This is a genomic window from Acinetobacter sp. 25-47-130 (genome assembly GCF_056779705.1).
This window is the reverse complement of the sequence record NZ_JBWYII010000003.1, coordinates 195,555-217,107: the sequence shown is the minus strand read 5'-3', so window position 1 is coordinate 217,107 and position 21,553 is coordinate 195,555. Positions and strand designations below refer to the sequence as shown.

General features: G+C 39.8%; 16 protein-coding genes. 2 read left to right on the top strand and 14 right to left on the bottom strand.

Going from position 1 to position 21,553, the window contains the following annotated elements; genetic code table 11:
• Window positions 1–102: 102 nt before the first annotated feature.
• The gene (locus AC1M83_RS06695) at window positions 103–1,185 is read left to right on the top strand and encodes a helix-turn-helix domain-containing protein (protein ID WP_481590293.1); all 1,083 of its coding nucleotides are present in this window, start codon (window positions 103–105) and stop codon (window positions 1,183–1,185) included.
• Here the strand turns inward: AC1M83_RS06695 and AC1M83_RS06690 are convergent.
• Both AC1M83_RS06690 and AC1M83_RS06685 read right to left on the bottom strand, forming a co-directional pair.
• On the bottom strand, window positions 1,134–1,451 hold the full coding sequence (locus tag AC1M83_RS06690) for a YqfO family protein (protein ID WP_092767083.1): 318 nt from the start codon (window positions 1,449–1,451) through the stop codon (window positions 1,134–1,136). The two genes, AC1M83_RS06695 and AC1M83_RS06690, sit on opposite strands and share 52 nt — an antisense overlap.
• Window positions 1,444–2,352 carry a LysR family transcriptional regulator gene (locus tag AC1M83_RS06685; RefSeq protein WP_481590292.1) on the bottom strand — a complete coding sequence of 303 codons (909 nt, stop codon included), beginning with the start codon at window positions 2,350–2,352 and terminating at the stop codon, window positions 1,444–1,446. The genes AC1M83_RS06690 and AC1M83_RS06685 overlap by 8 nt, the downstream gene beginning before the upstream one ends.
• A 159-nt stretch (window positions 2,353–2,511) precedes the next feature.
• Here AC1M83_RS06685 and AC1M83_RS06680 point away from each other — a divergent pair, with 159 nt between their 5' ends.
• Entirely contained in the window at window positions 2,512–4,254 is a 1,743-nt protein-coding gene (locus AC1M83_RS06680; protein ID WP_481590291.1) for an FAD-dependent monooxygenase, read from the top strand.
• 30 nt (window positions 4,255–4,284) lie between these two features.
• On the opposite strand, the gene AC1M83_RS06675 is transcribed toward AC1M83_RS06680, so the two are convergent.
• The 12 genes from AC1M83_RS06675 to hcaD form a co-directional block, all read right to left on the bottom strand.
• Entirely contained in the window at window positions 4,285–4,392 is a 108-nt protein-coding gene (locus AC1M83_RS06675) for a KGW motif small protein (RefSeq protein ID WP_373687177.1), read from the bottom strand.
• A gap of 394 nt (window positions 4,393–4,786) precedes the next feature.
• Window positions 4,787–5,458, bottom strand: coding sequence for a hypothetical protein (locus AC1M83_RS06670; protein ID WP_481590290.1), 672 nt, complete (start codon window positions 5,456–5,458; stop codon window positions 4,787–4,789).
• 116 nt (window positions 5,459–5,574) lie between these two features.
• Window positions 5,575–9,408: a phosphoribosylformylglycinamidine synthase gene (purL, locus tag AC1M83_RS06665; protein ID WP_180028459.1), complete on the bottom strand. Its 3,834-nt coding sequence runs from the start codon at window positions 9,406–9,408 to the stop codon at window positions 5,575–5,577.
• Window positions 9,409–9,638: 230 nt separating this feature from the next.
• Window positions 9,639–10,685: a M20/M25/M40 family metallo-hydrolase gene (locus tag AC1M83_RS06660; RefSeq protein ID WP_481590289.1), complete on the bottom strand. Its 1,047-nt coding sequence runs from the start codon at window positions 10,683–10,685 to the stop codon at window positions 9,639–9,641.
• A gap of 116 nt (window positions 10,686–10,801) precedes the next feature.
• Entirely contained in the window at window positions 10,802–11,725 is a 924-nt protein-coding gene (pstB, locus tag AC1M83_RS06655; RefSeq protein ID WP_035267112.1) for a phosphate ABC transporter ATP-binding protein PstB, read from the bottom strand.
• Between the two features lie 12 nt (window positions 11,726–11,737).
• Window positions 11,738–13,126, bottom strand: coding sequence for a phosphate ABC transporter permease PstA (gene pstA, locus AC1M83_RS06650; RefSeq protein WP_092767090.1), 1,389 nt, complete (start codon window positions 13,124–13,126; stop codon window positions 11,738–11,740).
• Window positions 13,126–14,505, bottom strand: coding sequence for a phosphate ABC transporter permease subunit PstC (gene pstC / locus AC1M83_RS06645; protein WP_481590288.1), 1,380 nt, complete (start codon window positions 14,503–14,505; stop codon window positions 13,126–13,128). The genes pstA and pstC overlap by 1 nt, the downstream gene beginning before the upstream one ends.
• 99 nt (window positions 14,506–14,604) lie before the next feature.
• Complete coding sequence (locus AC1M83_RS06640) at window positions 14,605–15,630, bottom strand: substrate-binding domain-containing protein (protein ID WP_179997953.1); 1,026 nt, start codon at window positions 15,628–15,630, stop codon at window positions 14,605–14,607.
• Window positions 15,631–15,983: 353 nt separating this feature from the next.
• A complete protein-coding gene (locus tag AC1M83_RS06635) occupies window positions 15,984–17,516 on the bottom strand; it encodes a pyridoxal phosphate-dependent decarboxylase family protein (RefSeq protein WP_481590287.1) in 1,533 nt (510 codons plus the stop codon).
• Window positions 17,517–17,519: 3 nt separating this feature from the next.
• Entirely contained in the window at window positions 17,520–18,893 is a 1,374-nt protein-coding gene (locus AC1M83_RS06630; RefSeq protein ID WP_035267118.1) for a diaminobutyrate--2-oxoglutarate transaminase, read from the bottom strand.
• Window positions 18,894–19,327: 434 nt separating this feature from the next.
• Window positions 19,328–20,233: a DMT family transporter gene (locus AC1M83_RS06625; protein WP_180028840.1), complete on the bottom strand. Its 906-nt coding sequence runs from the start codon at window positions 20,231–20,233 to the stop codon at window positions 19,328–19,330.
• Window positions 20,234–20,321: 88 nt separating this feature from the next.
• Window positions 20,322–21,551 carry a 3-phenylpropionate/cinnamic acid dioxygenase ferredoxin--NAD(+) reductase subunit gene (hcaD, locus tag AC1M83_RS06620; protein ID WP_180028839.1) on the bottom strand — a complete coding sequence of 410 codons (1,230 nt, stop codon included), beginning with the start codon at window positions 21,549–21,551 and terminating at the stop codon, window positions 20,322–20,324.
• Window positions 21,552–21,553: the final 2 nt, after the last annotated feature.

The window sequence follows — 21,553 nt, the reverse complement described above, 5'->3', positions numbered from 1 at the left end:
TCATTCATTCAAATTATTTCTAAACTCATTTCAACATTATAATTTCAGCATTTTAAACTGAGGATAGAGCATCCTTAGTTTTTCCAATGCATGACTTGAGTCTTGAATATCGGTATGAGCGCAAGAAAAAGTAAAATCAGAACCGATGCTGGTATTTTTCCAAGCATGGTATACGAGACACTGCAAAATATGGGCGTTGATGTGGATTTAATATTTTCGCAATTAAATGCGTTACAACATCCAATCGACTGTCCTCAACGCGATTTAAGATATGACAATCGTGTTCAAAAAAAATTCTGGGAACTCACAGAAGTTATTACACAAAATTCCAATATTGGTTTAACTGTCGGTCACCATCTCCCCACTTTTCGTGGTCAACTTTTTGAATACATTTTTTTAAGTAGTGCAAATTTTGGCGATGCATTAAAAATAGCAATGAAATACTATCAATATTTCACTACAGGATTGGATATTGAACTTCACATAGAAGATGACACCGTTACCCTAAGAGGTTTTCATCACCCTGTCCGTCATTATTTAGAATGTACGATTACCATTGTTTTATCTTTTTTTGATTATATCAGTCAGGGAAAATTTCAAGCACAAGAAATTTGGCTCAGCTACGACAATACAGAATTTCAGGACTTATATCATGAGCTATGGCATTGCCCAGTTTATTTTAATCAGCCTTATGGTTGTATAAAATTCAAAGCAGAAATTCTAGAATATGCCTCTCCGTCTGCTCAGCCTGATTTATTTCTGTTACATCAATCTATCATTGAGAAGCACATTGAACTTGTAGATAAACATGAACTAGTCATTCAAATTGAAGAGGCTTTAGGCGAACAACTAAAATTAAGACAATTCGCTCTAGAAGATATCGCAAGAATTCTTAAACTCTCCCCGCGTAAAATCCAAATTTCACTCAAAGATATTGGAACTAATTACGAGAATGTTCTAACGTCATTCAGACAAAAACTTGCTCGTCAGTTACTAGCGAAAACCGCACTCAAACATGATGAAATTGTCTATTTAACAGGGTTTTCAGAGCCATCAGCCTTTTCTCGAGCCTTCAAATATTGGACAGGAGAATCTCCATCCTCGTATCGTCAGCGCATACAAAATTCAACCGATCATGGGTCAATAGAGATAATGTGTAAGAATTCAAAAGCTGGTTCTTCATAAGGATGACTGGCTTTTAATGCACGTGCCACTTCTATGGCTTTATCTTCAGGCACAATAGTTTCTACACGCCACTCTTCAACTTGTTCAAGCTCTCCGACTTGACCTATAAATGGTTGAGCCCCATTGACAGGTTTAAATTGACCTAAGCCCTTGACCTGCCAAGCACATTGCTCATAATCACCGATCCCGCCTGCACCTGCTTCAAATACTGCCTGTTTCGTCAACTCTAGATGTGATTCTGGTACAAAATAGATCAGTTTAAGCATGAATAACCTCTTCCACTCTTTTCCGCTCTGTTGTCATTTGCATAAGGGCTTCAGTAATCATTTTCAATGCAATATTGTTTGAATGACGATGATAATTCGCATATAGACCAAGCTGTGGTAATTGCTCATCTGTTTTCACAATTTTGATATTATGATTTAAAAACTTCAGGAGGTATTCGGGAGCAAAACTAAAGCCCATTCCCAAATTAATCAGATTGATATGCTGTAATACATTAGTCACCCACAGCATTTGATCATCCATCTTTTCGAAGGGAACTAGAACATTTAATTTGTCATAGAATATTGGTGAAGCATTTTGTTCACACATAATGACTGATGAATTTTTTAATTCTTGTAGTTTCAATGTCCGTTCTGAAGGATGAAGATTGTCTGCAGCCACCAAATAAATTTGTTCTGTCAAAATATGGATATCTTCATAATCTGAATGATCCATTTTGTATCGAGTAAAACATATATCAAGTTCAGCATTTCTAAGTTTTTGTATTTGCTCAGTACAAGTCAAACTGTGTAAATGAATTTTAAGATTAGGAATATTCTTTCTTAACTGCGCCAGAATGCTAGGCATCAGTTTCAGTTCAGCCACATTCAAAAATCCAATGTGAATCTGATTATTCTTTTGCTGAGCGACCTGTCTAGCTGCAGCTACAGCTTGCTTGGCATTGTCCAGCGTTAAAGCTGCGTATTTTAAAAATGCTTCCCCCTCATCAGTCAGTTTGACTTTACGAGTGGTCCGATCAAATAAAGTAATACCGACTTCCTGTTCAAGATCTTTAATTTGCTGACTGAGTGATGGTTGTGCGGTATAGAGCTTTTCGGCAGCTTTAGTAAAGCTTTGCTCTTGAGCAACAGTCATAAAATACCGTAAATGTCGTAATTCCATATCTCAATCAGCCCATCGTGCATAAGTGCACGTTCATTACTTTGAATTTTATATAGATCGATAGTTTATATGAATACGACTATAGATCACTGCACTTTTTTTCTAGACTGACTCAATTCAAAAACTCTCCCCATGTATTCAATTCATTTAGGAAAAAGCATGTCTCAACATTTTGACACTGATGTTCTTGTCATTGGTACTGGTCCTGCTGGTTCAACTCTGGGGCTTGCCCTTGCCAATTATGGCGTCAAAGTTCAATTGTTTACCCAGTTTAATTGGTTAGCCAACAGTCCTCGTGCACATATTACTAATCAACGTGCCATGGAAGTCCTCCGTGATTTAGGTATCGAAGAACAGGTGAAGGAAATCGCAACACCTTGGGAACACATGGGTGAAAGCCTGATCACAACCAGTTTAGTCGGCGAAGAAATTGCCCGTATCAGTGCTTGGGGCACAGGTGATGAGCGTCATGGCGATTATATCAAAGGAAGTCCATGCCCTTTAGTGGATCTTATCCAACCTAAAATGGAAGCGCTGCTCGTTAAAAATGCGGCAGAGCGTGGCGCTATTTTTAACTTCAATACTGAATATTTATCTCACGTACAAGATGAACACGGCGTGACTGCAACATTCCTCAATCATATTACCAATACCGAATTTAGTTTACGTGCAAAATACTTGGTGGGAATGGACGGTGCACGTTCAAAAGTTGTCGAACAATTGGGATTACCACTTGAAGGCGTTATGGCGCGAGCTGGTACAGTGTATGTGACCTTTAAGGCGGATTTATCTAAATATGTTCAGCACCGCCCTGCGATTTTGCAATGGATAGTCAATCCTGAAGCAAGTTTTGGTGATTTAGGTATGGGGCTATTGCGTGCCATCACCCCATGGAATGAGTGGATTATGGGTTGGGGCTTCGATATTTCTAAAGGCGAGCCTCAAGTGACTGCAGAGCAAGTTCGTGCACGTTTAGATGCTTTCGTTGGTGAGCATGTTGAAGATGTTGAAATTCAAAAATTGTCTTATTGGTACGTGAACCAAACATGGGCAACTGAATATTCGAAAGGTCGTGTATTCTGTGGTGGTGATGCAGTGCATCGTCACCCACCATCAAGTGGTCTAGGCTCAAACACCTGCATGCAAGATGCCTTTAATCTCGGTTGGAAACTTGCATATGCAGTTAAAGGTTGGTCTCAACCTACGCTTCTCGATTCTTATACCGTTGAACGTGCGCCTGTAGGTAAGCAAATTGTTGCGCGAGCAAACCAATCACGATTTGATTATAAACACCTCAAAGAAGTTTTTGGTTTTGATCAAGGTGTAACAACCCAAAAGCAAATGCTGGAGCGTATTTTTGCTGAAAATGAACAAGGCGCTGAAATACGTACAAAACTCTACAATGCATTAGCAATTAAAAATTTTGAATTTAATGCTCAAGGTGTTGAACTGAATCAGCGTTATAGCTCAAATGCTGTCATCTCTGAATCAGAACCTGAAGTATTTAAACAAGATGATCAACTTTACCTACAAGCCACTACACGCCCTGGAGCAAAAGTACCGCATACTTGGCTCATCAATGCTAAAGGTCAAAAAGTTTCAACTTTAGATATTACGGGCAAAGGTCGTTTTACCTTACTCACTGGCCTGTCAGGCAAAGGCTGGAAACAAGCTGCTGAAAAACTTAATCTTGGGTATTTAGACGTCATTCAAATCGGTTCAAGAGATTATCGTGATGTCTATGGTACATGGAATACGAAGTCTGAAATTCATGAGTCTGGTGCTGTTTTAGTACGTCCAGATGGCTATGTCGCTTGGCGTTATCAAGACAGTACGAATGAATCTTTTGATTTTGAAAATACTTTGAGAGCAGTTCTAAAACAAATTCAACTTACTGTTTAAATAAAAAAAGCCACCGTAAGGTGGCTTTTTTTACGCTGTTAAGAAATAACCTGCAATTAAAAATAGGATTTGAAGACTGGCCACAAAAGCGAATAGCTTCCAGCCTTTTTGCCTCAACTCGTGTTTGTTCAGTATCATCATTGTTTTGGTCATATCGTCACCTCATACCTGAGTTAAAAACGAACCGCATTAAATTCTTACTTATTATGGTTAGCTGTATGTCCAATAAACACACTTGTCCTAACCTCTATATAAAAGCAAAAACCAAACCAAGTCCAGTGGGAGAAAGATTTTGAAACCAAATCTATAAAAGCAAAAAACCACCAAAATGGTGGCTGAATAAGCCCATGTTAGCGAATTTAAATTTATTTTTCCATAAGGTAAAATTTAACCTTTGTAATGATTAGTTTTAAATTTAAAAGCGTTATATATGCAAGCATGGTATTAGTAAAATTATTAATAACTAATAATAGCATTTTCTAATCAACGCTTAAAACCAATCATTATCTCAATCGAAAAGATCATTTCTATATTATTTAATCCTATGCAATTTATTTTTTATAACATAAAGTTTGGCATACATATCAAGTGCCTGAATAATGTCTTGTTTTTCTTTTTCGAATATAGGCTTAGGACGTCTTCCTCTGTAACTTTCTTGAATTAATTGATCATTTAAGGCAATGTATAAATATTGAGGCTGATCTTCATCAATAAACTCATCTTCGATGGCCTTAGACTTTGCATGGATAAAACTAAATTTATTATACTGAGCAACTAGTATTATTTTTAATGATTTTTCTAGGTCATCTTTTAATTCTTTTATACAATCCATTTTTTCTACTTCGTTATATATATGAATGAATTTTTCAGCTCTGCTTTCTATTTTTGATGAGCTCTCAAATCCACCCGAAAACTCTATAGTTGCTTTAACTAAAATACGAAAGAGCTCAACATGACCTTGTTTTAGATCTTCTATCATTTTTTGCGCTTCTGACCTTAACTCTTTTAATTTCACTCCATTGCCTGCAATCGAAAACTCTTGTACTTCAGCAGCAAAAAATATTATTAAACCAATAATTGAAAAACCTAATGAAAGAGTGACAAATTCTGCACCCGAAAGCTTGTTTTCAAATAGGAGCAACCACAGACCACACATCATGCCTAAAGATGCTATTACAGTAGCCCAAACTGTATTTCCCTTCAAATTTTACACCTCAATTCTGTTGAATTTTATCAATTTTTATCTAACTTAAATTATGAAAATCTATAAATATTATATTTAAAAAAACCACCCGAAGGTGGTTTTCATTTAATCTAGCATTAACCAATAAATTTACGTGCATTACGGAACATACGTAACCATGCACCATCTTGATCCCAATCTTCAGGTTTCCAAGAGTGCTGAATCGCACGGAAGTTACGCTCTGGATGAGGCATCATAATCGTTGCACGACCATCAGTTGAAGTCACACCTGTAATTGCTTCAGGTGAGCCGTTCGGGTTCAATGGGTAATGTTGAGTTGGATTACCTTGGCTATCAACATAACGTAAAGTCACTTGATTACCCGCATTCAATGCAGCAATAGAGCTGTCCGCTGCAACAACGCGACCTTCACCATGCGCCACAGCGATTGGTAAAATCGAACCTTCCATACCTTCTAAAAGTACAGATTTAGATTTTTCAACACGAACGTTTACAGCTCGCGCTTCAAACATTTCTGATACGTTACGATGGAAACGTGGCCAGTTTTCAGCACCTGGAATGAGTGGAGCCAATTGAGACAACATTTGGCAACCGTTACAGATCCCGAGTGAGAACGTTTCTTGACGGTTAAAGAATTTCTCAAATTGATCACGAAGTTTAGGATTGAACAATACTGATTTCGCCCAACCACCACCAGCGCCTAAAACGTCACCGTAAGAGAAACCACCACATGCCACTAAACCTTCAAATTCATCAAGGCTTACACGACCAGCGAGTAGGTCACTCATATGGACATCAATCGTATTGAAACCAACTTTGTCGAATGCAGCTGCCATCTCCACATGACCATTTACACCCTGCTCACGCAAGATTGCCATATTCGGACGACGTGTATTGATATACGGTGCTTCAATTTCTTCATTCAAATCGAATGTCGCTTTTGCAATAAGACCTTTATGATCTTTATTCGCAATTAGACTATATTCTTGATCTGCAGTTTCCACGTTGTCACGTAAACGTTGAATCTGATGTGACACTTCAGTCCACGCTTGTTGCAGTTCAACACGATCTAGCGTTAAACCATTGATCGTTAGCGTATCAGTAGTATTCACTGTACCAACGACACTGATCGCATCTTTTAAGCTTGATGCTGAAACTTCAGTCTGTAGTGCATCCCAATCAGCTTTAGCAATTTGTAATACTGCACCAATTTCTTCAGCAAATAAGCTTGCTACAGATTGATCTTCTAAAGCCACACCCAAACGTGAAGCGAACATCATCTCTGCAACAGTTGCGATTAAACCACCATCACCGATATCATGGTAAGCTTTAATTAAGCCACGGTTGTTCCAATCTTGCACCAATGCAAAGAATGCTTTGAAGTCATCGAAGCTATCTACATCTGGTGTAACCGAACCAATTGCTTTATACACTTGCGCAAGGATCGAACCACCAAGACGGAATTGACCTTTAGACAAATCAATACGTACAAGTACTGAATCTAAGTTTTTCAATTCTGGTGTTAATGTCTTACGCACATCAGTCACTGGTGCAAATGCTGTGATCACACCTGACATTGGAGAAGTTACAGACTTATCTTCACCTTCGTCATTCCAAGTCGTACGCATCGATAAAGAATCTTTACCTACAGGAATTGCGATGCCAAGCGCAGGACACATTTCCATACCGATGGCTTTTACACCTTCAAATAATGCTTGGTCTTCGCCTACTTGACCTGCTGCAGCCATCCAATTCGCAGACAATTTAATGTCGCTGATTTTCTCGATTTTTGCAGACATGATGTTGGTGATTGACTCAGCCACTGCTAAACGTGCAGATGCCGCAGGATTTAACAATGCTACAGGTGGACGTTCACCCATTGCCATTGCTTCGCCTGTGTAGCCCACTAAACTTGTTGTTGTTACCGCAGCATCTGCTACAGGCACTTGCCATGGACCAACCATTTGGTCACGTGCAACCATACCTGTAATTGAACGGTCACCAATGGTAATTAAGAATGATTTAGACGCAACTGTTGGGTTCTTAATCACACGGTAAATCGCATCTTTAAGATCAGTCACTTGTGCAGCATCAAAGTCATCACCGTGACGTTCGATACAGTCATACGCGCGGCTCATACGTGGCGTACCACCTAAGATCACTTGCATTGGTACATCAACTGGGTTGTTACCAAACAATGGATCTTCAACCGTTAAATGACGCGCTTCAGTCGCTTCACCTAATACGGCAAACGGACAACGTTCACGCGCACAGATTGATTCAAATAATTCTAATGAAGATGGACGGATCGCCAATACATAACGCTCTTGCGCTTCATTTGACCAAATTTCCATTGGCGCCATACCTGGCTCCAATGATGGTACTTTACGAAGATCAAGTTTTGCACCTAATTCGTGGTCATTTACCAGTTCAGGCATCGCATTTGAAATACCACCAGCACCTACGTCATGTACAGACACGATTGGGTTGTGGTCTTCCATACGCCAGCAAGTATCAATGACTTCTTGGCAACGGCGTTCCATTTCTGGGTTTTCACGTTGTACAGAAGCAAAGTCTAAGCTTTCGCCCATTGTACCGCTATCTACAGAAGAAGCAGCGCCACCACCAAGACCGATGAGCATTGCAGGACCACCAAGCACGATCAATAAATCGCCCGGTTGGATCGCATCTTTTTCAACGTGGTCAGGACGGATGTTACCGTAACCACCAGCAATCATAATTGGCTTATGGAAACCTTTTACATCACCATTTACATTTTGCTCAAATGTACGGAAGTAACCATTTAACGCAGGACGACCAAATTCGTTGTTAAATGCAGCACCACCCAATGGACCTTCAATCATAATTTGAAGTGGAGATGCCATACGAGATGGTTTACCGTAGTTTTCTTCCCATGGCTGTTCAAAGCCTGGAATATTCAAGTTAGATGTAGTGAAACCTGTTAAGCCTGCTTTTGGCTTACCACCACGACCTGTTGCACCTTCATCACGGATTTCACCGCCCGAACCTGTTGCCGCACCTGCAAATGGTGCAATCGCTGTAGGATGGTTGTGGGTTTCCACTTTCATTAAGATGTGGGCAGCTTGGCTCTTGTATTTATAAACATAATGACCATTTTCATCTTTTTTTGGATAAAAACGTTGCGTATCAAAACCAACAATCACTGAAGCATTGTCTTTATATGCTGACAATACATCTGTAGGTGATTCTTTATAGGTATTTTTAATCATTTGGAACAATGACAATGGTTGGACTTCTCCATCAATTGTCCATTCTGAACCAAAGATTTTATGACGACAATGCTCAGAGTTCGCTTGTGCAAACATCATGAGTTCAATGTCATGCGGATTGCGACCTAACTTGATAAATGCTTCAGTTAAGTAATCAATTTCTTCATCCGATAAAGCAAAACCAAATTCAGAGTTTGCTTTTACGAGCGCTTCTTTACCTTGACCTAAAATATCAATCGAGTTCAGCGGTTTTGGCTCAGTTTCAGTGAATAAAGCAGCAGCATCGTCAATTTGATTGAAAACACTTTCTGTCATTCGGTCATGCAGAATTTGCTTAATTTCATTTGAAACGTCTTTTACACCCTTCAAAGTAAACAAAACACCGCGTTCAAGACGATGAACCGGTGTGTTGCAGTTCGCGAAAATATCGGTCGCTTTTGAAGACCACGGCGAAATTGTGCCTACGCGTGGAGTGACTAAGATTTGAATCTCATCTGTGGCTGCTTGGCGTAATTCAAATGACGCACCATCATTTAGAAGCTGTAAAGCGGATTGCTGTTGTTGCTCGTTGAGCGCTTGGTCGAATAAATAAACCCATTGACTTTCTATTGATTGAACCGAACTAATTGACTGTAAACGAGTTAATAGTTGCGTTTGCTTAAAAGAAGAGTGTGCTGGTGCACCGGCCACGATAAACATGCTGATTTTGGCTCCACGGGATGGTCTTTTGAACCATGCCACAATGTGACTTGAAGAGAGCGCATATTCTACTGTGTATTGCAAAATTCAGCTAGATAGCAAAACTGCTTTAAGACATATTTTCGATCGAGTTTACGAATAAATCTTTTTTATTCAGTAAAAAAAATTGAATTGCACCCTATGATGCAATTCAAATGAGATACGCCTAAATAATTCTTCAGTCATCTCAACTATTGAGTGTTGGTGACTTTTAACAGATGTTGAATCGCCTCTAGAGCCATAATCATAGATTTTGGATCAACTAAATCCTTGGTATCACAAGCTTGGTGATAACATGGCGCAAAATCTAAAATTATCTCCCCCTCGTTTGCACCTGGACGTTCTTGTTCATTAAATAAAATGATCGATGTGACCGGCACTTTTCCTAGAAATGGTGATGTGTCGCTTGCTGTTAAAGTGGTGATGTCTTCTTTGATCGTTAAGTTCTTTGCTTTAAAGAATGATTTTAAATGTTCTTCAAGCGCAGTATCTCCTGGATGACTAGGTAAAGACTTTAAGCCATCAATCATTGGTTTATAGTCAGATTCAGATAATCCAGCAGACTTAAACTGGGCTTCTAAATCTTTTAATGAAGATTTATCTACATCAGCAACCAAAATATTCGGATTTTTTGTACCGACCATATCAACATTGATATAAGCCTTTATTCCCTTCAGCTGTTCAGGTGTCATTTTAGCAACAAAATCTTGCGAACCTCCGATACCATCTTCTTCAGAATCCCAAAATGCAAGGTAAATTGTATTTTGAGGATGATTTTCAGATTTTGAATAATGTTGTAATAGCTCTAATAGAACGGCTACACCTGTACCATTATCATTGATCCCAGGCCCTGTGGTCACAGAATCATAATGTGCACCGATTATCGTAGCTAAATCAGGATTTTTACCTTTGATTTCGATAATAATATTCTGACCTACAATCTTATTGCGATTTTCAAACGGCAACATCTGAGCGTGCAAACCAGCTTTTTTTGCCTCTTCAATAATATAGGTGGCAGTTGCCTTACCACCATCCGTTCCAACTGCGCGATTACCGCCATGAGCTGCTGCAATATCTTCTAAGGCACTAAGATGACTCATGAGACGTTGTTCGATCAAATTCGAAGTATTGATTTGCGTGGTTACTTGTTGATTTTGATTTGGTGTATGTGAGCAAGCACTCAACATAAAAATACTGGTCATTAATGCTGTTAAACAAAGTATTTTTTTCATTGTCATGTGGATATCAGTTTATTAAGAATTCCATTTTAGAGAAAAACCTTATTACATCCACAGATTTTTGTAATAAAAAAAGAGCCCGAAGACTCTTTTTATTTATGTTTCTAAATTTTTAATTAACCAAATCGACCCGTAATATATGCCTCAGTCAATTGATGATCAGGTTGAGTAAATACTTTTTCTGTCGAATTCACTTCAATCAAATCACCTAAATGGAAATAGGCAGTACGGTCTGATACACGTGCAGCTTGTTGCATTGAGTGCGTAACGATTGCAATAGTATATTGTGTTGAAAGCTCAGCGATTAACTCTTCAACTTTAGCCGTAGCAATTGGGTCAAGTGCTGAACAAGGTTCGTCCATTAGAATCACTTCTGGCGAAACTGCAATAGTTCGAGCAATACATAGACGTTGCTGTTGACCGCCTGATAAACCAGTTCCAGGCTGATTCAAACGATCCTTAACTTCATCCCACAAGCCCGCTTTACGTAAACTATTTTCAACGATCTCTTCTAAATCATATTTGTCACGTGCTAAACCATGGAGTTTAGGTCCGTATGCAACGTTTTCAAAAATTGATTTTGGGAATGGGTTTGGCTTTTGGAACACCATACCCACTTGCGCACGCAGTAATACTACGTCGAGATTAGGATCATAGATATCTTGATTATCCAACATGACTTTACCCGTTACCCGACAACTATCTATCGTGTCGTTCATACGATTTAAAGTACGTAGGAATGTTGACTTACCACATCCAGATGGACCAATAAAAGCAATCACTTCATTTTGGTAAATATTAAGATCAATGCCTTTAATCGCTTCAGATTCACCATAATAAACGTGAACATCAGTTGTGCTCAATTTTACAACATCCGATTTTGCTTCTTTTTTATTTTCGCTCTGCGTGTCAAATTGTGAAACAAACGAAGTCGACGTTTTTTGATTTGCATCTTGAGATGTAAATTGTGTTTGATCTGAATTCACTGATTGATCCTTTTTTAAGGAATTTTGAGTTACTTGCGAAGTTACTGTATTCATATTTTGCTCCGACTACCAACGGACTTCAAATTTCTTACGTAACCAGATCGCTAAACTATTTAAGCTAATCATCATCGCAAGGAGAACAATAATGGCTGCAGCAGTACGACCTTCAAAGAAGTTACGAAGTTCATTACCCTGCCACAAGAAAATCTGTACAGGCAGCGCTGTAGATTGATCGAATGGGCTTGCTGGAACACTGGCTACAAAAGCACTCATACCAATCAACAACAACGGCGCAGTCTCACCCAATGCTTGAGCCACACCAATAATCGCACCTGTTAAAATACCTGGTAATGCCAAAGGCAGGACGTGATGAAAAACTGTTTGCAGTCTTGATGCACCCAATCCTAATGCAGCTTGGCGAATCGAAGGTGGAACGGCTTTTAAAGAAGCTCGTGTCGTAATAATCACCGTTGGCAACGTCATTAAACTTAACACAAGACCACCTACCAAAGGGGCAGATAATGGTAAATGCATCCAACCAATAAAAATTGCAGCACCAAGCAAACCGAATACAATCGATGGAACAGCAGCCAAATTATTGATGTTGACTTCTACAATATCTGTAATCCAGTTCTTTGGTGCGAACTCTTCAAGATAGATCGCGGATGCAACACCGATTGGAATCGAAATAAAGATTACAATCAACATCATGAACAATGAGCCCATGAATGCACCAGCTAAACCAGATGTCGCTGGTGAACTACGAGAGTCAGGACTCGTGAAAATATTCGTGTTAAATGAATTTTCGATAACACCTTTAGCCTTGAGTTCATCGGCAATTTGACGAATCTCAGGACTAAGTTGTTGCTGTTCATCTGGCAAAGAACGATCAATATTACCTGCAAGCCACACATCAATATTTGCATCAGCAAGGACTTTTACATCCACTGTTTTACCAACCAAGCTTGGATCATTCATCACCATATCACGGATACGATATGCTTCAGAGCTCGTATAGATATAGCTTAAATCATCACGTTGGGCTTCAAGTTGAGGGTCTTGTTTGATCATGGCATTGATGATCAATGCATCCCAATCCACCATGCCAACTTCAGTCTGCCACTCAATAAAGCGTTCTTCATACTGAGCTGGATTCTCACCTTCAGCCAGTACAGGCTTTGGACCAACTTCAACAATTTTTGGATCGAAATAGATTGGCAAATTCATGCTACTTTGCCAAAAAGCAGGCAAGCCTTTCGCTAAAATACTACCGAATAGCAATACTACGAAGAATAAGCCAGCAATCACTGCTGAAAAACCGAAGAAACGGAACGTCTTTTCTTTACGATGACGTTTAGCTAAAGAATTCTGAATAGTCTTCTTACGCTTTTCTCTAAGCTGCTCAGCTGTTGCTGAATCAACTGTCTCGAGAGTATTAGGATTAGAAGTACTCATTAGTCGTATTGCTCACGGTATTTACGCACGATGTAAAGTGCAACAATGTTCAAACCTAAAGTAATCACAAACAATGTAAGTCCTAGTGCGAAAGCGACTAATGCTTGCGGACTTGCAAAGTCAGTATCACCTGTTAATTGATTAACAATCGTAATCGTTACGGTCGAAACAGCTTCTAATGGATTTGCGTGTAAAAGAGGACTGTTACCAGCTGCTAGAACTACGATCATAGTTTCGCCAATTGCACGGGAAGCAGCCAATAAAAATGCACCAATAATGCCAGGCAACGCTGCTGGAATGACCACTTTACGAATCGTTTCAGATTTGGTCGCCCCTAATCCTAAAGATCCATCACGTAATGCTCGAGGCACTTGAGTAATAATGTCATCAGATAAAGAAGACACAAAAGGAATGATCATGATTCCCATGACAAAACCTGCAGTGAGCGCACTCGTTGCGTTGATATCAATACCAACCATTGCCCCTACAGTTTTAATAAATGGGCCAATAATCATGAGTGCAAATACACCATAAACGATCGTTGGAATACCAGCTAAAACTTCAATGGTCGGTTTTGCCCAAGAACGGAAGCGAGGAGAAGCATATTCAGCCAAATAAATCGCGATCATTAAACCTACTGGTACAGCAACCAATAGTGCGATCCCACTGACCATGAGCGTACCCCACAACAATGGAAGTAAACCATAGCTTCCTTCTGCACTTCCCGAAGTACTGAAACCCGGGTTCCACTCTGTTCCAAAGAAGAAATCAAAAGGATTAACAAAGCTGAAGAAGCGCATCGCTTCTCCAAACATCGACATTACAATCCCTAGTGTTGTAAGAATCGCGACACCAGAACATAAAGCTAAGCCAACATTGATGACTTTCTCGACTTGATTACGCGCTCTAAAATCTTGGCTAATTCTTTTTTTAGCCCATACCAAACCTGCCAATGCAGCGCAAATAACAACTGCTAATTTTGCAAAAGAGCCAATAGTTGAAAATTTACTCAGTTGCTCTGCAGCTGCAACTTCATATGCCGTTGCCGTGTCACTGACACCAAATCCAGACGCAATTGATTGAACACGGTCAACAACTACGTTTAGGCTTGCTGGATCTAGACTCGCTTTTATATCCTGTGGCAAATGATTAAGCACCACCTGCTCCAAGATCGTTGGCTCAACTAAATTCCAAACAATCAAAATTAAAAATGCAGGGATACCACACCACAACGCAACTAATGCCCCATAGTAACCAGGACGTGAATGCAAAGCGGCAGAGTTATTTCCCTGACCTGCTAAGTTACGGCTTTTGCGTAATCCGATTTGATAGGCAATGGCGATGATCGCCAGTAACACACCTATAAGTAGCAGATTCATGTATTCTCCACTGTCTTTTCAATTTTCATGGTTTGAAAAAACTTTTTTCAATGAAAAAACCAATGGCAGGATAATTCCTGCCATTAGTTTGTCGTTTGATTACTTAACAGCTTTACCTGCTTTAAAGTTTGCCAAAATTGATGCGCGTTCTTTGTCAGAGAGTGAAATTAAGCCCGCTTTTTCTAACTTAGAACCTTTACCTGAAACACGCTTGTTTAAGAAATACTCAGTAAACTGTGGTAAACCTTTGATTGATTTCAAGTGTTCACCTTTTACATAGAAGAATAATGGGCGTGATACAGGGTAAGAACCATTTAAAATCGTGTTTTCAGACGGTGCCACATTGTTCACAGTTGCAACGCGTAAACGGTCACGGTTTTGATCATAGAAACCTAAACCAAACACACCAACAGCACTTGGAGAAGTCTTTAAGCGTGCAAGTGTTTCTGTATAGTCACCCGCAATTTCCACAACACGACCATCTTTACGGAACGTTGTGCAAGCTTTCTTTTTGGCATCTTTATCTAAAGCTTTAATAGCAGCATACGATTCACAACCAGCGTCCACCATTTTCTCCTGGAAGACTTCACGTGTACCATGATTCGAAGCTGGGATTACAAGCGTGATTGGCTCATTTGGTAATGATTTATCAATTTGATTCCAACGTGTATATGGGTTTTTTACCATCTTACCGTTTGAAGGCAATTCAGCTGCCAAAGCTGCAAATACATGTTGTGGACGTAATTTATAAGCTGCTTTGTTAGCATTTGAAGCAAATACGATACCGTCGTAACCGATTTTAATTTCTAATACTTGGTTAACGCCATTTTTCTTACATTCAGCCAATTCGCTCGATTTGATTGCACGAGATGAGTTAGCAATATCGATCGTATTGTCGCCAACACCATTACAAAATTGTTTTAAACCACCCGACGAACCGCCTGAACCAACTACTGGTGTTTTAAATTGAGGGAAGTTATTACCGAATTCTTCAGCCACAATACTTGCATATGGCAATACTGTAGAAGAACCCGCAATTTGAATTGTGTCACGTGCTGCATTTGCGGTTGTTGCTACAGCTGCCCCAGAAAGTGCTAATGCAATTGCAATATTTGTAAAGCGCATCATGTTATCTCTCAATTTATGCAAATTTGGAGTACGCTACTTTTTATTGAAGTATTGTACTTATTTCGATACATGCATTTTGATTTGATAATATGACAATAAGGTTACAGCTTTATTACGATTTTATTATTTTTATTACACCAACTTTCTTATTTGTTTTTTAATTATATTTCAATGATTTATAATAATTACGGTTAAATACTGATATTTTTATTACCTACTTATTCTTTAATAATTATCCCCCTAATTCTGCATAAAGATTTTTTCAATAATGATCTAAAAATATGTCAAAGTTATGAATTTTTAATATCAAAAAAGCGCTCAATTGAGCGCTTTTTTTCAAAAACAATCTATTAATCGATTGGTGGCGTATATGTACCATCAGCAATTGAAGCTTTGATGCGATCAGACTCAGCCAGTACAAGCGCAAGCAAGTTCTTCACATTGTCTAAAGTTGCTACTGGACTTAAAGTTGTCATTTTCAATGATTGAACCTGACCGACTTTAGTCACACCAATATTCGCTTCACCACGTGCAAACAATTCATCCGCAACGTTTTGGTTCAATGTATCGAGTAATTCTGTTGGGTAACCTTCAGGAATTACACGGAACAAGACTGATGCAAATTGTGGCTCAACCAATAACTCTAAACCGTCTGTTACTTTAATATAATCTGCAACATCACGCGTTAAAGTCACACCGTGGTCAATCATAGAGCCGTAAAGCTCTTCACCGAGTGCTTCAATCGTCATCCACAATTTCAACGCATCAAAACGACGTGTAGTTTGTAGAGATTTAGAAACAAGGTTTGGTACGCCATGCTCTTCATCATAAGCAGAGTTTAAGTATTCCGCTTCATAATGCATAAAGCGATAGTTCGCTTCATCTTTAAGTAAGAATGCACCACAAGAAATCGTTTGGAAGTAATGCTTATGGAAATCAAGTGTGATTGAATCAGAAAGCTCGATACCATCTAACAAATCACGGTGATTATTAGATAGGATTAAAGCACCGCCCCATGCTGCATCGATATGCATCCACGCGCCGTACTTATTGGTGATTTCACGGACTTTCTTTAAAGGATCAATTGCACCCGCATCGGTAGTACCTGCAGTTGCAACCACACATGCCACAATTTTGCCTTCATTTTGAAGGTGTACCATGGTTTTCTCTAGTGCATCCATGTCCATACGCGCATTTTCGTCGACAGGCACAGTCACTACAGATTGGAAGCCCATTCCCATCATCGCCATGTTCTTTTGCACAGAGAAGTGAGCATTTTCAGAACAAATGACTTTAACGTTACGCATCGCTTCCGCAGGTACGCCATCACGCTGAACAGACCACGGATTGCCGTTTTCGTCTTTCCAGTTTTTCGCGATACATGCATCACGTGCAAGCAATACACCCATCAAGTTTGACTGCGTACCGCCAGAGGTGAACACACCTGCTTGACCTGCACCATAACCAACTTTTTGACGAAGCCAATCGATCAACTGAACTTCCATCAATGAACCTGCAGGGCTTTGATCCCATGAGTCCATCGATTGGTTAGTTGCGTTAATGAGTACTTCTGCGATTTGGCTAGTCACCATAGTAGGACAATGCAAATGCGCCAAAGAATGAGGATGATGTACTTTTAAGCTCTTATTAAGGAATAGCTCAACCATACGCTCTAATGACTTTTCCACACCCAATCCTTCTTTAGAAGGATTAAATGCAATTGCACTGCGAAGCTCTTTAATGCTACCGCCTGTGTACATTTTGTCATTTTGTAACCAAGCTGCTACTGCTTGAGTTGCCTGATCCATTGCTGACGTATAGTCAGCAATGGATGCAGCATCATTACAGAGCAAAGCTTTACGGTGTTCTGCAAAATCTACCATGAATTAAGCGCCTCGTACCGCAACTAATGCTTCAGAAATTGCTTTCTTAAAGCGCACAATTACTTCTTCACATTCAGCTTGGTTAATAATTAATGGGCAAAGTAGACGAATCACTGTACCGTTACGTCCACCCTTTTCTAACAACAATTTGTTGTTGAAACACGCTGCTTGGATTGCAGCAGCCAATTGACCATCTGCAGGAAGTGAACCCATATGGTCAGCAGGTTTACGCTCATCAACGATTTCGATACCGATCATTAAACCGCGGCCACGTACATTACCGATACATGGGAATTCTGCAGCTAATTTCTTCAATTCAGCTTGAAGGAAATCACCGCGCTCTTGTGCGTTTTGCGCAAGATTTTGTTCTTTAATCGTTTTGATCGTAGCAAGACCAGTACCCATAGCCAATTGGTTACCACGGAAAGTACCCGTGTGACCTGCAGGCTGCCAAGCATCAAACTTACGCTTAATACCAAGTACTGCAAGTGGTAAGCTTCCACCTACTGCTTTCGACATCACTACAACATCAGGTTCGATACCCGCATGTTCAAAGGCAAACATTTTTCCTGAACGCGCGAAACCAGCTTGTACTTCATCAAGAATTAAAACGATGTTGTGCTTTTCAGTCACTTCACGAATTTTTTTCAACCATTTCACAGGTGCTGTAACCACACCGCCCTCACCTTGAATCGCTTCAAGGATAACTGCAGCAGGCTTAGTCACACCGCTTTCAACATCTTCGATGAAATTTTCAAAAAAATAAGTAAGCGCGTCAACACCCGCTTCACCACCTAAACCTAGTGGGCAACGGTATTCATGTGGATACGGCATGAATTGAACGCCTGGCATTAAACCATTAACAGCGTTTTTAGCAGACAAATTACCTGTCATTGCTAATGAGCCGTGAGTCATACCATGGTAGCCACCAGAGAAGCTGATCACAGTGCCACGGCCAGTATATGTTTTTGCAAGTTTAATTGCTGCTTCTGTACCATCTGCACCAGATGGACCACAGAACTGTAGGCAGTACTCTTCTTTACCACCCGGTAATTCAGCAAGTAAAGCTTCAGTAAAAGCATCTTTTAAAGGTGTCGTTAAATCCAAAGTATGTAATGGAAGACCACTCGCTAAAGTGTCTTGAATACTTTGAATGACCGCAGGATGATTATGGCCCAAAGCCAATGTTCCTGCCCCAGCTAAACAATCGAGGTACTCTGTACCTTCAACATCAGTAACCCAGCAACCTTGAGCTTTTGCTATCGCTAACGGCAATTTACGTGGATAGCTACGAACATTAGATTCCATCTGACTTTGGCGAGTCAAATAGTATTCGTTAGTAGAATTAGGTGCAGGATTTACAGAAGAAACGCTCATATCGAATTACCATCTCTGATATGGGTTAATAGAAATAAGTCGGGTGACTTGCGGTCCTTTGACTCGGTGCTTTATAGAGTTCTAGTTAGCCTATTGTGTAGAGTTATAACTAGAGGGCGCGATGATAACGAATTTTGAAATAAAATAAATAGATTTCTATCGTTTTCACCAGCAGATTCTAAAATATTAATGTGACAAATTGATAACTTGTATAGATTTCAAACTGTACCACTTCTATTTTAGATAAGTTTGAACTTGAGCTAAAGTAAAACAGTCCAAATTATGCAAAAAATGTTCAATTTTTTTTTGCTGATTTGAACTGACTTTTTCAGTATTCCTAAATTCGAGCTTGGGCTAAAGCATAGTTTTGTAACATTATGAATCTTATATATTCATGTAGTTGTACGTGTGTGATTAAAACCACTTTTTTTCACTCATTTTTTTAAGAATAGTTTCAAGAGTTCTCGATTAAAATACATCAGCAACCCCATCATCACAACGACAATCCCCCACAAGGCTTCATTATGAATAATTTCATTATTTAAGGATGCCCCCAAAACTAGGGCGATGACTGGCGTCATGACATTACTCAAAGACACTGTCGACGCTGCTAAGCGGCGGATTAACCAAAAATAGCACAGCATCGCAACAATTGATGACATGATCATTGTGAACAAAAAACCCACCATCGCTTGCGTACTTGGTAGCACGGTTGGGATGTGTTGCCAAATGAATGGAATGATTAAGAGTGATCCTAAAGCTGAAACGATTAATGAACCAGTCGCCTGACTCATAGGGCTTAAAGGTGCATTAATTTGTTTGACCAAAAAAATCGAACTGATATACGACACCATACTGATCAGCATCAAAACTACACCCCAAGGATTGACTCGCTCATCTGCAGATTCTGCAAAAACAAATGTGAGACCCAATACGGCAATGACCATTCCACTCCATTGTAAAATAGACAACTTATGTGTTTTTAGGATGAGATGTCCAATGAGACCTGCAATTAATGGCGAAAATCCGAAGATCAGTGCCATTAAGCCTGACGTTAAATAATTTGCTGCTAAGTAGATAAATAACTGCGCACCTATTAAATTTAGGCTACCAGCCACATAACTTTTCAGCGATACATGATCAAACGGGAGTGGATCACGCATCATTTTGAGCAAAGCCAAAGCAATTATAGATGCACCAAAGTATCGAATGATGAGCACCCACATTGGATGAATTTCTACAACACTCCATACAATGGCAAGTGGTGTTGCAGCCCATATCAATACCAATAAGGCATATATACTCGCAACGACCATTATATTTGAGGAACTAGAATTCATAATTTGCTCAAAATTAAATCAATATTTTCTTAGGCACATAAAAAACAGACCTAAGTTACCCTAGGTCTGTTGCACAATCTCACCAAGTTTACTTCACAAGTTTACGAAGGTCTTGGCTAAGATCTAAATATTTATCTGCTTCAAATGCAGCTTGTTTGCTAATCAATTTTTTAAGATGACGCATTTCTTTAGCCGCATTTACCGTAATACCACCAACAATAATACCGTCAGTCACACCGAACAATACAAATGAAGATTCTGCACGTAGCTCAGGATTGATTTCACCACGTACTAACCACTCAGCTGCTGCCATATCACCTACGAATTGGTAGTTAATGTCCAACTGATCTGTCCAGAACCATGCTGGATTAGGAGTAGGATGTTCTACACCCATCACATGGCGTGCAAAGATACCTGCTTGAAGATTGGCATTTTCCCAAGTCTCAACACGACGGTGGTTACCACAGTCACGAAGTTGAGTTGCCACATCACCTGCCGCATAAATATCAGCATTCGAGGTTTGGCAATTTTCGTTTACTTTGATCGCGAGATCAACGTCAAGACCAGCATCAACTGCCAACTGTGCATTTGGCACAATACCGATACCGTAAACCACAGCATCCGCACGAAGTTCTTCGCCATCAGCTAAAGTCACCACAATTTCTTCGCCATCAAGCTTGCAATCTGCAATTGAAGTTGAAAGACGAACATCCACACCTGCCAATTTTTGCTGTTCAAGCAAGAATTCACTCAAGATGCGTGGCGATGAACGCCCCATCACCATTGGTCCCATTTCAACGACAGTGACTTCACATTCTTTGAAACGTGCAGATGATGCAAGCTCAAGACCGATTACACCACCACCAATCAGGATGATACGTTGACCTTTTTGTAACACTGGTACAAGGGCTTGTGAATCTTCAAGATTACGCAGCGTGTAAACATGTTTGCCAAGTGCATCGAAGTTTGGAAGACGACGTGCTGCACCGCCAGTTGCAATCAGCAATTTGTCATAAGCAACAACATCACCATTTTGAAGTTCGACAGTTTTGGCTTCAGCGTTGATTTTCACGACACCATTACCGCGAATTGCTGTCACACCAAGATCTGCTAATTTTTCTTCAGATAAAATTTCAATCTTGGTTTCTTCAGGTTTTAAAATCACGTCTTTAGACAGTGGTGGACGCTCATAAGGAAGATGCGTTTCATCACCAATTAATGTGATTTTACCTTCATATTTGTTTGCACGAAGCTCAAGGATCGCACTTGCGCCTGCTTGACCCGCACCAACGATGACGATGTTGTTTACATTGCTCATGG

Excerpts from the sequence above, each read along its gene's own strand:
- AC1M83_RS06630 (WP_035267118.1), bottom strand. The coding sequence starts at position 18,893 with ATGAGCGTTTCTTCTGTAAATCCTGCACCTAATTCTACTAACGAATAC.
- hcaD (WP_180028839.1), bottom strand. The coding sequence starts at position 21,551 with ATGAGCAATGTAAACAACATCGTCATCGTTGGTGCGGGTCAAGCAGGC.
- AC1M83_RS06680 (WP_481590291.1), top strand. The coding sequence starts at position 2,512 with ATGTCTCAACATTTTGACACTGATGTTCTTGTCATTGGTACTGGTCCT.
- pstC (WP_481590288.1), bottom strand. The coding sequence starts at position 14,505 with ATGAATCTGCTACTTATAGGTGTGTTACTGGCGATCATCGCCATTGCC.
- AC1M83_RS06685 (WP_481590292.1), bottom strand. The coding sequence starts at position 2,352 with ATGGAATTACGACATTTACGGTATTTTATGACTGTTGCTCAAGAGCAA.
- pstB (WP_035267112.1), bottom strand. The coding sequence starts at position 11,725 with ATGAATACAGTAACTTCGCAAGTAACTCAAAATTCCTTAAAAAAGGAT.
- AC1M83_RS06660 (WP_481590289.1), bottom strand. The coding sequence starts at position 10,685 with ATGACAATGAAAAAAATACTTTGTTTAACAGCATTAATGACCAGTATT.
- AC1M83_RS06690 (WP_092767083.1), bottom strand. The coding sequence starts at position 1,451 with ATGCTTAAACTGATCTATTTTGTACCAGAATCACATCTAGAGTTGACG.
- AC1M83_RS06635 (WP_481590287.1), bottom strand. The coding sequence starts at position 17,516 with ATGGTAGATTTTGCAGAACACCGTAAAGCTTTGCTCTGTAATGATGCT.
- purL (WP_180028459.1), bottom strand. The coding sequence starts at position 9,408 with ATGTTTATCGTGGCCGGTGCACCAGCACACTCTTCTTTTAAGCAAACG.
- AC1M83_RS06625 (WP_180028840.1), bottom strand. The coding sequence starts at position 20,233 with ATGAATTCTAGTTCCTCAAATATAATGGTCGTTGCGAGTATATATGCC.
- AC1M83_RS06640 (WP_179997953.1), bottom strand. The coding sequence starts at position 15,630 with ATGCGCTTTACAAATATTGCAATTGCATTAGCACTTTCTGGGGCAGCT.
- pstA (WP_092767090.1), bottom strand. The coding sequence starts at position 13,126 with ATGAGTACTTCTAATCCTAATACTCTCGAGACAGTTGATTCAGCAACA.
- AC1M83_RS06675 (WP_373687177.1), bottom strand. The coding sequence starts at position 4,392 with ATGATACTGAACAAACACGAGTTGAGGCAAAAAGGCTGGAAGCTATTC.